Source organism: Streptomyces sp. NBC_00012, assembly GCF_045040875.1.
Classification (GTDB): domain Bacteria; phylum Actinomycetota; class Actinomycetes; order Streptomycetales; family Streptomycetaceae; genus Streptomyces.
In genome coordinates this window covers 3,232,745-3,246,268 of record NZ_CP108309.1, presented here as the reverse complement: position 1 = coordinate 3,246,268, position 13,524 = coordinate 3,232,745, and the positions used below count along the sequence as shown (strand labels likewise).

10 protein-coding genes are annotated in these 13,524 nt (G+C 72.4%); 7 read left to right on the top strand and 3 right to left on the bottom strand.

All coding sequences use genetic code 11. The features are described from left to right. Positions 1-6: 6 nt before the first annotated feature. A complete protein-coding gene (locus OHA19_RS14715) occupies positions 7-669 on the bottom strand; it encodes a hypothetical protein (RefSeq protein ID WP_405716328.1) in 663 nt (220 codons plus the stop codon). 605 nt (positions 670-1,274) lie between these two features. Here OHA19_RS14715 and OHA19_RS14710 point away from each other — a divergent pair. After that, positions 1,275-1,955, top strand: a complete 681-nt coding sequence (locus OHA19_RS14710) for a Crp/Fnr family transcriptional regulator (RefSeq protein ID WP_405716330.1) — start codon at positions 1,275-1,277, stop codon at positions 1,953-1,955. Positions 1,956-2,018: 63 nt separating this feature from the next. On the opposite strand, the gene OHA19_RS14705 is transcribed toward OHA19_RS14710, so the two are convergent. Next, on the bottom strand, positions 2,019-2,501 hold the full coding sequence (locus tag OHA19_RS14705) for a Pycsar system effector family protein (RefSeq protein ID WP_405716331.1): 483 nt from the start codon (positions 2,499-2,501) through the stop codon (positions 2,019-2,021). A gap of 427 nt (positions 2,502-2,928) precedes the next feature. On the opposite strand from OHA19_RS14705, the gene OHA19_RS14700 reads away from it, so the two are divergent. The 6 genes from OHA19_RS14700 to OHA19_RS14675 all read left to right on the top strand — a co-directional run bounded on the left by OHA19_RS14700 (position 2,929) and on the right by OHA19_RS14675 (position 10,810). Next, positions 2,929-3,879: a hypothetical protein gene (locus OHA19_RS14700; RefSeq protein WP_405750436.1), complete on the top strand. Its 951-nt coding sequence runs from the start codon at positions 2,929-2,931 to the stop codon at positions 3,877-3,879. Positions 3,880-4,130: 251 nt separating this feature from the next. Then, entirely contained in the window at positions 4,131-6,170 is a 2,040-nt protein-coding gene (locus OHA19_RS14695) for a hypothetical protein (RefSeq protein WP_405716333.1), read from the top strand. Beyond that, positions 6,167-7,945, top strand: coding sequence for a hypothetical protein (locus OHA19_RS14690; protein ID WP_405716335.1), 1,779 nt, complete (start codon positions 6,167-6,169; stop codon positions 7,943-7,945). Before OHA19_RS14695 ends, OHA19_RS14690 begins: the two co-directional genes overlap by 4 nt. Continuing rightward, a complete protein-coding gene (locus OHA19_RS14685) occupies positions 7,935-9,296 on the top strand; it encodes a DUF4407 domain-containing protein (protein WP_405716336.1) in 1,362 nt (453 codons plus the stop codon). Before OHA19_RS14690 ends, OHA19_RS14685 begins: the two co-directional genes overlap by 11 nt. 295 nt (positions 9,297-9,591) lie before the next feature. Then, a complete protein-coding gene (locus OHA19_RS14680) occupies positions 9,592-10,485 on the top strand; it encodes a peptidoglycan recognition protein (protein ID WP_405716338.1) in 894 nt (297 codons plus the stop codon). A 142-nt stretch (positions 10,486-10,627) separates the two neighbouring features. Further along, positions 10,628-10,810 (top strand): hypothetical protein, encoded by a 183-nt coding sequence (locus OHA19_RS14675; protein WP_405716340.1) that lies wholly within the window; start codon positions 10,628-10,630, stop codon positions 10,808-10,810. Between the two features lie 42 nt (positions 10,811-10,852). Here OHA19_RS14675 and OHA19_RS14670 read toward each other — a convergent pair whose 3' ends face one another. Further along, entirely contained in the window at positions 10,853-13,495 is a 2,643-nt protein-coding gene (locus OHA19_RS14670) for a discoidin domain-containing protein (RefSeq protein ID WP_405716342.1), read from the bottom strand. Positions 13,496-13,524 lie beyond the last annotated feature (29 nt).

Below are 13,524 nucleotides of genomic sequence, written 5' to 3'. Positions count from 1 at the left end.
CGACGGTCAGCGCAGGGACTTGAGCACGTCACGGGCGACAGCGGTCAAGGCGGCCTCCGCCTCCCGTCGGGGGACCGGCGTTCCGCCGACGCCCGGGCCTTCGCGCGTTCCGGAGTAACTGATGGTGAACTCGACATTGCCGGATCGGGCGACGAGTTCGGCGTCCGCCCGATCCGAAGCTGTCGAGATGCCGTAGTAGAGATGGGCCTCGTCCCCGACTCCCGTCAGCGGATGCGAAGCCTTGAGAGTGAGGAGATCGCCGTCGTACATGTCTGCGGCGACACTCTTGTTCATTCTGTACTTGTCCCGCACGAGGGTGAACATGTGCGCGGTGCTGTCCTTCTCCGAGCTGTACGTGTCCAGCACACCGGAACCCATGGAGAGATCGACGCCGATACTCACATAGCCGTTCGCCCCCGAGGAAGAGTCGGTACTCCACTCGGGCCGCCTCGTGGTCAGTCCGGGGACGCTCGGCTTGTCGAACGGCGAGGGTGTGCATGCGGCCCCGGGCGCGTAGGCGTCGATCGTCGCCGGTTTCAGCAGCGAGCATCCATCGGGCGCATCGGTGAAGACGCGACCGGAGGTCGTCCGCGAACTCCTGGCGGTGTCGCTCTTGCCCGAGCCGTCGAGGACGATGGCAACGGCGACCCCGCACGCCACTGTCGCCACACCGCCGCCGACCAGCCGGAGCAGCCGCTTGCGCCGGGCAGAGCGGTGAGAACCGGCCGTCGTCGCACCCGGCCGGTCTTCGCCCTGTGGCGGTTGTGAGAGTCCCGGCCACCAAGGAGGCGGCCCCGGCGAAGAACCCGCGGACCGCGACAACGCAGGAATCGTCGGCTGCTCCGCTTCACCCCGCGGAGCCTTCGGGGACGTGTCACCCATCCCGAGCTCTCCCTGCGTCGTCGAAGTGCCCCACCATAACGGGGCGTGTGCGGGGGCGGGGCGGAACCTGCCTTCTCGCCCGGCCTGACGACGGCCGGTGGACGCGATGTCGCAGTGTGGTGTATCGGATGGCGCCCCACCGTGCTGGATCGGTACCGGAGGGGTTCGGCTTCGCGGGAGTGCCTGTCCTCGGGGAGCCTCGTCCGCGAAGTGCCTGTGGCTGACGGTCTGGCGCTAGCCTGGCCGCCCGGGGTCGCCGGTCTTGCCGGGTGGACCGGAGCCGGGGAACCGAAGGGGAGCGCGCTGTGCGGGGTGAGGGCGGGAACCAGGAGCGGAGTGGGCCGGACCGTAGTCGGCCGGAACGCAGTTGGCCGGACCGTAGTCTGCTGGCGGTGCTCTCTGCACCCGCCCGTGAGGAACTGCTGTCCCTCGGAGCGGAGTTGACGCTCCGGTCAGGGGAAGTGCTGCTCACCGAAGGGGCCACCGACCGGCATCTGTACGTGATTCTCAGCGGGTTCGCGAAGGTCACCGCCACTGTGGAGAACGGGCAGGAGTCGCTGCTCGCGGTGCGTGTCGGTGGCGACAGTGTGGGGGAGATGGCCGCACTCGACGGAGCGCCGCGCTCGGCCGGGGTGGTGGCCTGCGGACCGTTGCGGGCGCGGGTGATCAGCCCCGGTGCGCTGCACGGTCTGATGATGCGGCGGCCCGAAGTGGCGGTGGCGTTGACACGGATCGTCGCCGACCGGCTTCGTTGGGCCAACCGCAGGCGACTGGAGTTCCGCGGCTACTCGGTCAAGATACGGCTGGCCCGGCTTCTGCTGGAACTGGCCATGGCGTACGGCCGGCCGGAACGCGACGGTGGCCGGGTCATCGGATTCCAGCTCACCCAGCCCGAGTTGGCCGCGCTCACCGGAGCCGCCGAGACCACCGTGCACAAGGGGCTGCGCCAGCTGAGGGACGAAGGGCTGCTCGACACGGGGTACCGCACGACAACGCTGCACGACCTCTCCCGGCTTGCCCGGGTGGCCGAACTGGCCGATCCGGATGACGCCGCGGGGTGGCGGGACGGGTGAGGCCGGTCCGGCGGCACTGTGGTCGCGGGACCGGTGACCGGCCTGCTGCCCGGCTGGGGCGGGTCAGCCGAGGGCCGGCTTCAGCAGCAGGCACAGGCCGGCGGCGGTGGCCATCACCGCGGTGCACACCACCGCGGCGGTGACGCAGCGGTACTTCCGTACGGCCACCCCGGACAGGAAGCGGATCATCGCGCGCAGTTGCCGGTCGTCCTCGTCCTCGTCGGTGGAGGCGGGCGTGGGTGCGGTGGACGGGGGCGGCTCCGAGGCCGAGGCCAAGTGGATGAAGCTGTAGTCGTTGGGGGCGCTGGGGCGCCACACCCGGGGGCGCAGTGCCAGGGCGAGCGACACGGCCCCACCGAACAGCCCGCCGACGAAGAGCATGAGCAGCAGTCCCGCGATCCAGCCGGCTGCTCCACCGCTCCGCCAGCCGTCCAGAGCGGCTTTGCTCCAGGTGCCGGCCGTTCCCACCAGCGCCGCCTGCACCGCGGAGAGGATCCCGGCCTTGGAGTCGGCGTGCTGGTGCGCGGTCTGCAGCGCGGGCAGCATCGCGTGCGAGGCGCGGCCGGAGGGCGTTCGAGCGGGAGCGGGAGCGGGAGCAGGAGCAGGAGCAGGAGGGGGAGCAGGGGAGGGACTGGGGGAGGGGGCCGGTGGTGTCATGGAGGCTCCAGTGGGACGTGGTGGCAGGGGCGTTGCGGGACCGGTGCGGCGCCTCACTCCATTGGGTGGTCTCCGGTGGGGGCGGACCAGGCACTTGTACGGGATTCGCCACTGCGGGGCGCATTGGCCCTGTGAGACGGGAGATCCCGTATTTCCACCAGGTGCGCAAGAGGGCTCCGGGTGTACGACTGGCAGGGCGGCCGGTGCCCCACGGGGGTGGGCACCGGCCCGGGAACGGCATGCCGTATCGCTTCTGCACCTCGTAACAGCCTTGATTTGCAAGTGAGTTGACGGTGCGGCATGTTGTCATCCCCGTATGACGGACGAGGAGGACTGGATGTCCGTAGGTGCGATGGGCGTGTTCAACAGGCGGCTGCTGCTCGCTGTCGACGCGCGAGGATATGGCAGTGCTGACACCGCGCGGCAGCGGGACATTCAGACGGTGCTGCCACGCCTGCTGGCCGACGCGGCCGAGGCGGCCGGGCTGGACCGCGAGACCTGGGTGCGGCAGCCGGGCGGGGATTCGGAGTTCGCGGTGCTGCCGGCCGGATCCGACGAGCAGGCGCTGGTCGAGCCGTTCATGCGGAGGCTGGACGCGGGACTGCGGGCGCACAACCGGGACCGGGTGCCCGGAGCACGGCTCGCGCTGCGTGTAGCGGTGCACTTCGGACCGGCGTCCGAGGCGCCCAGCGGCTTCGTGGGCCCCGGGCCGGTCGAGGTGTCCCGGATCCTGGAGGGCGACCCGCTGCGCCGGGCGCTGGCTGCCGCGCCGGAAGCCGCGCTGGTGGTCGCGCTGACGGCGCCGGTCTTCACGGAGTTGGTGGCCCAGGGGTACACCAACTTCCGGCCGGAGGAGTTCCGCGAGGTCCTCGTCGAGAAGAAGGAGTACCGCGGCAGGGCCTGGCTGTGGGTGCCGGGGCACGACGTCCACCGGCTGGACCTCGGTGATCACGGACGGGACGGTGGTCATTCGGCCGCGGAGCCCGCCGGTCCCGTTGAGCCCGCCGGTCCCGCCGATCCCACCGGACCTGTTGAGCCCGCCGGTCCCGCCGATCCCACCGGACCTGTTGAGCCCGCCGGTTCTACCGGTCCTGTTGAGCCGGCTGGGAATGCCCGGGCCGCTGCCGTCGCCGGGCCGGCGAAGACCGCAGAGGCGGCAGGTGCCCCGGGTACCGCAGAGGGCCCGGTGATCAACAAGATCGTGAACAACCACATCCACGCGCCCCTGCACACGGACGGGAACATCGTCTTCGGCTTCTCCGACTGAGGGCGGGCCGAGGGAATCAGGGTGTGCGCGTGAGACCGACGGACCAGCCGGTGGACAGCAACGAGAACGGTAGCGAGGGAGGCGGAATGTCGGACGGAGCGGGAGACAGCGATCTCGGACACTGCTCGGACGATCAGCACAACGGTGGGCCCGGACCGGCCCCCACGGCAGCCCCCGCCCCGGCGACCACAACCACAGCCGGCCCGTCGTCCGTGCCTGCGTCCGGGCCGGGATCCGACGGCGGGCAGCACGTGTACAACAACTTCTACGGCCCCCAGTACCACGGCCGGGCCCACTTCGGCATCGGCGCCGGCGCGGGGAAGGGCGGCCATGCCCGGGCGACCGGTCTGCTGGAGGCCGACGAGATCGACGCGCTGCTGCGGTCCTACGTGCGGCCCGACTGCTTCGACGACGCGGCCCGGGAGCTGACGCGTACCGGTGTGGTCGTCCTGGCGGGCCCCCAGGGCACCGGGAAGCGGTCCGCCGCGGTCGCCCTGCTGCGCGAGACCGTCGGCCCGTCCGCCGACTACGTGGTGCTCTCGCCCGACATCGGCCTCGATCAGCTCGCCGAGCGGAGCTTCGACTCGGGAGTCGGCTATGTGGTCCTGGACCGTACGGCGGGCGGCGACGCCCCCGGCCGCTCCACCGACTTCGACTGGCGGCGCGTGCGCGACCAGGTCCGACGGCACCGCGCCCATCTGGTGATCACCACGGTGCACGGGCTGGACGGGCCGCCACCGGAGGCCGTACGCCATCTGCAGTGGCAGCCCCCGGCGGTGGAGAAGGTGGTACGGGCCCGGCTCGTCCAGGGACGCGTCCCGCAGGAGACCGTCACGCGGGCGGTGGCGGACATCCCGGCCCGCTGCCCGGTCGCGGTCGCCGCCGAAGCGGCGGACCGGATCGCGGCGGGGGACGACCCCGGCCAGGTGTGGAAGGAACACACCGGCAGCGCGCCCCGAGCCGTGCAGGACTGGTTCGGCGACGAGGGGGAACGCACACTGCACGAGATCGCCGAGGTGACCACCCTCGCCTTCGCCCCCGGCGTCGGGCGGCGCGACTTCGAGTCACTCCAGGAGATCCTCGAACAGCACCTGGAACCGGTGTACTTCACGCCCGAACCTCCCCCGTCCGCCGAGACCGGCACCGCCACGCCGGGCGCGGAGCCCGGGGCTGCCCCGCCCACCCCGCCCCGCCGCCGCGCCCGCCCCGCCGACCGGCGCCGCTCGCTGGCCCGTAACGCGCTGGTCACCACCGAGATGCAGCTCTACGGCTCGACCACCCGTGAGGTCATGGTCTTCGCCGACCCCGAGCTGCGCCGCTGGGTGCTGCGGGAACTGTGGCGCGGCTACCCCACCGAGTACTGGGACGCGGTCCGCGACTGGCTGGCGACGGTCATCGACGGCAGGCCCGGTCCGGACCTCCAGCTCTCCATCGCCTCCGGCCTGGCGCTGCTCGGCCACGTCGCCTTCGACGAGGTCGTGGAGTGCTATCTCGGCCCCTGGGCGCGGGGCGTGGGCGGGGAGAGCGGGCAGGACACCGCGCTGTACGTGCTGTGGTACATGTGCCTGGAGGAGACTCCGGCGGCCGCCGCGCTGACCCTGGCCCGCACCTGGGCGCAGTCCGCCAACCCGAGGCTGCGGAGCACCGCACTCGGCGCGTTCGGCGGACAGCTCGGCGTCAGTTTCCCCACCGACGCGGTGAGATGGCTCTGGGTTCTGCTCCAGAGCAGCCTCCACACCGAGTACGCGGCGCGCGAGGTGATGGACGCGTGGGCGCGCCTCTTCCTCGTCCTGGTCGACTGCCGGCAGGACGCCGGGATCGTGCTCGAAGCCCTGGCGTACCGGATCGGCAGGGAACAGCGGACCCGGTCCGCCGCCTACTCGCCGACCGGCGTCCTGGTGCTGGGTGTCTGCCTGCGGGTCCTCACCGTCCGGGAGCCGCTCTCCGGGCGCTCCGCCATCGCCCGCTACACCGCCGACCGGCCCGGCGAGACGGCGCTCGCCGCCCAGCTGTGGGCGGCGGTGATCTGCCACCGGCCGCTGCGCCGGAACGCCCTGACCGCACTGCTCGGCACGGCGCGCACACTGCCCACCGTCACCTCCGACCCCACCGCGGCGGCCGAGCGACTCGGCCGCGCGCTCGCCGACGCGCTCCCGCCCGTCGAACACCCGTTGTTGGCAAGCGAGTTGAGCCGCCTAGCGGCCGCCCGCCAGGTGCGTCCCACGGACCCCGACTGCGTCGCGGTCCTGCTCGGCGCCCTGAACCGTGCGAAGGACAGTGACCCGCAATGACCACGAACCACAAGACCTATCCTCTGGTCGAGGAACGAGTACTGACCCCCGTGCCGCACGCCGGCCGGCGGTTCTGGAACCGGACCCGCCGGGCCCACGACGAGATTCCCCGGGTCTCCGCCCACCAGGTGCTCGTCTACCGGCACGGCGACCAGTACATCACCGACCACGGCGTTCGCGGCCCGGAGGACGACGTCGTGACCGGCGCGGCCTCGGTCACGGTCGTCGACTGCAGTGTGGCGGTGCCCGTCATGGCCGGCACGAGCGTGCCGTCCGCCGAGACCGACGGCTTCACCGTGCAGGTCGCCTTCCACTGCACGGTCACCGACCCGGTGGCGGTGGTCCGCGAGGGCGTCACCGACGTGGAGTCCCGGCTGGTCGGCTACCTGCGGGCGCTGCCGGGACTCACCGATGTCACCCAGGAATGGCCGCTGGACGCCGGCAAGGAGGTGACCAGGCTGTTGACCGCGCGCCTTACCGCGTACCTGGAGATGGAGCCGCCGCGGATCGCCGGGCTGACCGTGGCCGACCCGTATCTGGAGGTGCTCACCCCGGAGGAGTTCGCCGCCCAGCGGCGCGTCGCCGACGAGGAACGGCGGGCCCGGGAACAGGACCGGGTGAAGGAGGAGGTGGCCCGCGAACGCGCCCGGATGGAGCATCTGCGCAAGCGGGAGCAGGAGCAGATGGACAGCGAGATGCGCGCCATGGAACTGCGGCACGCACAGGACCTGGAGGACCTCAAGCGGCTGTACACGTACGAGAGCAGCGCCGAGGACCAGCTCCACACCCACACCCGCCAGCAGCGCGACAACGAGTTCCACCGCACCGAGGCCCGCAAGGACATCGAGGAATTCGGCGCCGACGCCGAGAAGACCGACGTCCTCGCCCTGCGCAACGGGGAGATCAGCTACTCCGACCTGGCCGCACGGCAGCGCGAGGACGCACGCCATCGGCAGGAGCAGCAGCGGCAGGAGGAGGAGAACCGCAGGCAGCACGCCGAGCGGATGCGCCACGCCGAGCAGGAGGAGCTCCGCATCCGCCTGGAACGCCAGGACCGGCGCCAGGAAGTCGGCCGCCAGGACCGCCGCGCCGAGCTGACATCGGACCGCGAGGAGCAGCGCGAGAAGTGGCGCTCCGAGCGCGAGGACCGGCAGCGGCGGCACGCGGAACGGCGCGAGGACGAACTGGCCGCCCGCGCCGAACGGCGGCACCGGGCCGACCAGCGCGCCAAGATGAACCAGGAGTTCACCATCCAGGCGGTCAACCGCGGACTCCTCGACAACGTACCGCTGGACGCCCGGGCCCTCATCGAACGCCTCGGCTCCGACCAGAGCATCGAGGAACAGGGCCTGCCGCTGCGCGAATTGGCCGACAACGAGGTCCCTCAGCTGGAGAAGGGCGGTGACGGGACGAAGGAGGCGGACGCGAACACCGAGGACATGCCCGGCGACGGGCCGTACGAGGAGGACGGTCGCCGCGGCGGCGGGCACGACGCCGGACACGGTGAGGAGCAGGCTTACGACCGGGCGGCCGAACAGCCCGGTCAGGAACATCGCGGCGGCCGGACACCGCAGGAGACGGACGGCGAGGCACCGGCCGACGGCGGGCCCGAGGCGAGCGCATCGGCGGCGGCCGCCCGCGAGGCCGCGTCACCCGGACGGCCCGGACCGGTCGACGACCGGGACGTCTACGCCGGCGGCGACGACCCGGAACCGGGCCTGAAGTACGCCGACGGCGACCTCGGCCAGGCAGGGAGGGAGGAACGTGGCCGCTGACACCCCGGTACGGTCACCGGAGGAGAGTCACGACTCGTGGTCCGGCCCCGAGCCCGCCCCCGGTTCCCGGTCCGTGCGCAGCCCCGCCCGAGGTCCCGCCGCCCACCTGCGCCGCCTGATCGGCATCCGCGAGGAGGTCCTGGACCGCGAATCCGCCGAGCGCGCCCGCTACACCTGGTACGGGGCCATCGTCCTCAACACCGCGCTGCTCGGCGGGGCGTCCATGGCCCTGGCGCTCTCCACCATCCGCGAGGGCACCCCCGTCGTGGTGGCCGTCGTCGTCGGCGCGGTCTGGGCGTGGATCGTTCTGGCCCTGGACAACTGGCTGGTCTCCAGCACCCACGGATACACGGGCGGCCGCGCGGTCCGCCTCCTGCTTCCCCGGCTGCTGCTCTCCGTGGTGCTCGGCCTCACCATCGCCGAACCCCTGCTCTTCCAGATCTTCGACAGGGAAATACGACAGGAGATGGCCGTCACCCGGGAACGCGACCTGGCCGACTACCGGGGACGCCTCACTGCCTGCAACCCTCTCGACGGCAAGGACACCACCGCCCGCCCCGGATGCGTCGACCACCAGCTCACCGTCAAGGGCGCGCCGGCCGCGATCAAGTCCGACATCGACGACAACAACGCCGCCGTCGCCCGCCTCGACCGGCAGATCAAGACCGCCAACGCCACCCTGGACGCCAAGAACGCCGCCGAGCGGCGGGAGTGCGGCCGCGACCGGTGGATCTGGCGGGGCAACGGGTGGGACGTCACCGAGACCTGCGAGCGTGCCCGCGCCGACACCAGCGCGTACCGGAGAACCAGCAAGATCGCGGAGTACGAGGAGAAGCGTGCCGAGCTGGTCGCCAGGGGCAACACCCTGTCCGACCGGCTGACCAGCACCGGCACCGCCTACCGCGTCGACATCAAGAAAGCCATCGACAGCAAGGTGGCGAAGCGGGAGCGCGAGCAGCAGCACGACGGACTGCTGCTGCGCGCCGATGCGCTTTCGACGGTGGCCTGGTCCGACGGTTTCGCGCTCTTCATGATGTTCCTGCTGCACGCGGTGCTGCTGCTGGTCGACGCCATGCCGGTGCTCGCCAAGCTGATGAGCGGTCCGTCCGAGTACGACCGCAGGCTCGCCGAACGGCGCGAGGCCAACCAGCGGATCCATCTGGAGGACCAGGACGTGCTGCGTCAGTGCGCCACCATCGAGCACGAGGTCCAGCGCTACCGCACCGAGCTGTGGGCCGAGGAGGAGAAGGCCCGCATGGGGCACGCCCGCTTCAAGGCCCGCACCGAACACGCCCGGATCCGCCGCGAGGAACTCGATGCGCGCACCGCCCGGCTGTTGAACGACGGGTGATGACCGCGAGGCCCACGGGCTCTGTGGACGTTCACGCAAGGGCCTCGGGAGGCGATCCGTTTCGGCGGTGAATCTCCAGGTCAAAGGTGTTTCGTGAGATCCGTCGAAGGCCGGCGGCGGCCGTGACCGCCGTCGGCCTCTCCGTTTCCTCGTCACTCTTCGTGGTCGCCGTGCGGGGGCCGGGCCGCTCGCCCGCCTGCACTAACCCGGCGCGCGGGGCGGAACCGCCGCCGCAAGGCTGTGGGCATACGCGCTCCCGCCGGCCTCCCGGCGAAAGACGAAGAAGGTTTTCCCTGTGCGTCTGTACCGAATAGCGCTGTGGGCCACCGTTCCCGTGGCGCTTCCCCTCCTTGCGGCACCCGCCGGAGTCACGGTGGCCCGGGCCGTCCGGGACGCGGCTCCGGAAGGGGCACCGTCCGTGTGGCGGCCCGGAGCGACCGCTCAGCAGGTCCTCGACGCCGGGCGGCCGTTCCCGGCACTCGGGGCGGTGTCGATGGCGCTGCCCCGTGCGGTGCCCCGGCCGGCCATCGTGTCGCGTGCGCGGTGGCGGGCCGACGAGACCAAGCGGGACCGCCATGCGCACTACGCGGGAGGGATCAGGGCGGTCTTCATCCATCACACCGACACTCCCAACGGCTACGACTGCGCCGACGTCCCCCGCACCCTGCGCAATCTGTACACCGGCCAGACCCGTGACCGGAGTTGGGGCGACCTCGGCTACAACTTCCTCGTCGACAAGTGCGGCACCATCTACGAGGGCCGTGCCGGTGGCACCGACCGCCCCGTCGTCGGCTCCCACACCATCGGGTTCAACCAGGGCACCACGGGGATCGCGGCCATCGGCACCTTCGGACCGGGGGCGTCGGTACCGGCGGCCATGGAGCACGCCATCGCGGCCCTCGCGGCCTGGAAGCTCGGCCTGGGCGGCGTCGACCCCGCCGGCAAGGTGCGGCTCACCTCCACGAACGGCAAGAGCCGTTACGCCAAGGGCACTTCGGCAACGTTCGACGCCATCTCCGGTCACCGCGACGGCTTCGCCACCAACTGTCCCGGGGAGGCGCTGCTCGCGCGGCTCCCCGCCATCCGCACCCTTGCCGCGAGTCTCCAGGGCAGGCCGTCCCCGCGCCTCCCCTCCGGCGTCCGGCTTGCCGCGAGCCTTGGAGCGCCTCGCCGCGACGGCAGCGGCTGAGTCCGGCGCCGCATGCCCGCACGCGGTTCCGGAGCCTGCCGGTCCTCTTCCCGACGGCCGTTCCGCCGGGCGGGCCCGGATGGCATGATCGACAGCGCTCGCCGCACCCCGTGCGGCGTGCCGATATCGATCAGGGGGAAACATGGAACAGCGTCCGGCCACGAGATCCGGCTTCAACTGGTGGCTGCCCAGCGTGTACGCGGCGGCGGTCGTCCTCACCGGGGCCCTCGGCTCGGGCCGCGCGACGGGGATCGTCGCGGCGGTGGGCGGTGTGCTGCTCGGCCTCTACTACGGCTTCGGAAGCAGGTTCCGCGCCCGCGGCTGACCCCCTTCCACGCTCCGCGAGCCCGCCCGGCCACGACCCCGACTACGGCTGCGTGATTCTCAACTCCCGTACGCCCGCGGGTTTCTGCGGGTCCTCGGACTCCACCGTCAGCCGTACCCTCCGGGCGATGGCGCCCGCCCGGTACGGCTGCCAGTGCGTGCCGTCGGACGATGTCTCCAGGTGGTACGAGAACGGCCGTACGTCCGCCCACTCCGGCACGGCCGACGTCACCGCGGCCGCACGCCCCAGGTCCACCGTCAGCGCGCCCTTCGCGCCGTCCGGGGCCCAGACGGTGGCCGGACTGCCGTCCACCGCGGCCGCCGCGTACAGGCCGGGGGCCTCCGATGTCGCCGTCACCGGGCGGCAGCGGGCCGCGTCGGTGGTCGCGGCGAGGTCCGGGCGGCGGGTGGGGAGAGTGAGTGTGCGGGTGAGCAGACGTGGGCCGGCGGGGGAGTGGACGGTGAAGGGGGCGCCGGCGGCCAGCCGGACCGTGGTGGTCCGGGGGCCGATCGCGAGGTCGTACGTGCGGCCCCCGTAGCGCAGGCCCGTCAGTGTGACGCCGCTGCCCAGTTGAGGCGGCAGCATCGGATCCAGACGCACCCCGTCCTCCCGCAGCCGCAACCCCGTCAGGCCGTGCGTGAAGACCTGGAGGAAGCCGCCCTTCCCGGTCAGGAAGTCGTCGGCGGGGAAGCCCGACAGGGGGTCCTGGGCGCCCGCCTTCGCGCCCCGGGCCTCGCTGAACAAGGCGTACGGGCCGCGCATGAACGGGCGTACGGCGCGCTGGAGGTAGGTGTACGTCGCGCAGCCGGGCTCCCCGATCGCCGCCGCGTCGATCGCGTGGACCGAGTCGGTCATGGCCGGGCCGTCCGGGTCGGTGCGCGCCGCGTAGTGGTCGAGCGTGGCCGCGGCGGCGCCCGGCTCCATCGGCCACTCCAGCGGATAGATCAGCAGCACCGTGTCGGCCTGCTTGATCGTCTGGTCGTTGTACCCCGCGTACTGGAGGAAGAGCTTGCGCCCCGGGTCGTACGGGATGCGCAGGCCGTCCGCCACCCGCTTCCACCGGACCGGTGCGGTGCGGCCGAGCAGTTGTGCCGCACGGGTGGCGTTGCGCAGCGCGGTGGCGGCGACCGCGTTGGTGAAGACCCCGTCGGTGACGCCGTTGCTGTACTCGTCGGGGCCCGCGACCTCCTTCACCGAGTAACTGCCGTCGTCATTGGCGGTGGCCCGCGAGGCCCAGAAGTCGGCGATCCCCTCGAGCAGCGGCCAGCCGCGCCCGGCCAGCCAGTCGCGGTCCCCGGTCGCCAGGTAGTACTGCCAGACGGCCAGCGAGACATCGCCCTGGAGGTGGTTCTGGGTGACGCAGTGCGGCGGGTTCCAGCTCTGGCACTCGGACCACAGGTCGCCCCTGCTCGCGCTCGTCCACGGGTAGAACAGGCCCTGGAATCCCAGCTTCCGGGCGTTGGCGCGGGCGGCGTCGCGGGTGCGGTAGCGGTACTCGACGACCGGGCGGGCCAGCTCGGGGCGGGTGGCGAGCAGCCCGGGGTACATCCAGATCTCGGCATCCCAGAACACCATGCCGGCGTAGTTGTCGCTGGTCAGACCGGCCGGAGCGATGCTGTCGCGGGACCCGGCCCGGGTGGAGGCCAGCAGTCCGTACTGTGCCGCCCGCAGCCACTTCTGGAGTTCGGGGCTGCTCGGTACGGAGACGTCGGCCGCCCAGGCCCGCCGCCAGGCGGCCGCGTTCGCCGTGAGCACCCCGGACCAGCCGCGCCCGGCAGCGCGCCGGGCGGCCTTGCGGGCGGAGGCGCGCGGGGCGGCGGAGGTGAGCGCGGTGTCGACGCCGACGTACTTCTCGAAGGTGTACGTGCGCCCCGCGCGCACCCGGTGAGTGCTCCGTGGTGCGAGGGGTGCTCCGGTCCCCGGCCCTCCGGTGCGCAGCGTCTGGACGATCGCGCCCTCGGTCCCGGTGCCGAGGGTGCGGAACGTGCCGTCGCCGGCGAGGGCGATCCGGCGCGCGCCCCTCGGGTCGAGCCGGCCGGTGACGGTCGCGGTGCCGTTCCAGCGCGGGGTCATGCGCAGCCGTACGGCGCCCGTGTGCACATCGGACCGGTCGGCGAGCAGCTCGTACGTCAGGTCGGTCGCGCGGCCGTCGGACGTGGTCCACCGCAGCGACGTACGCACCAGTCCGCAGCGCAGGAAGAGCGTCTGGCGGTAGCGCGAGATCCGGCCCGGGGGCGTGTCCGAGCCGTAGGTCTCGTGGCCGACGCGCACGTCGAGATCGGTCCAGCTCGGCAGTGCGGCGGCCACCTCACGGCCGCCGGCGAGATCCTTGTCGCGCCCGAAGAGACCGGAGACGAACGCGCCGTCATAGCGCGGGGTGAACAGCGGCCAGCCGGTCTTCTCGCCCGACGCCGCGTACCCGGCGCCCGCCGCGGGCACCCGGTGGCCCAGGTATCCATTGCCGGTGTAAGGGTCGTAACCGGCCGCCTCGCCGAACCGGGTGGACGTCGGAGCCCAGGCGGGATCGGTGTCCCGGCCACAGGCGGTGGCCGCCGCGGCGAGAGGCGCCGGCGTCGCAGGAGGCGCCGCGTACGGGACGGGGGCGGGAAGCGCGATCAGGGCGCTCGCGACCAGGGACGTGAGGGACGTGAGGGACGTGAGGAGAACGGGGCGCGAGAGGCTCACCGTACGAAGGTAGGGAAGCGCGCGCCGCG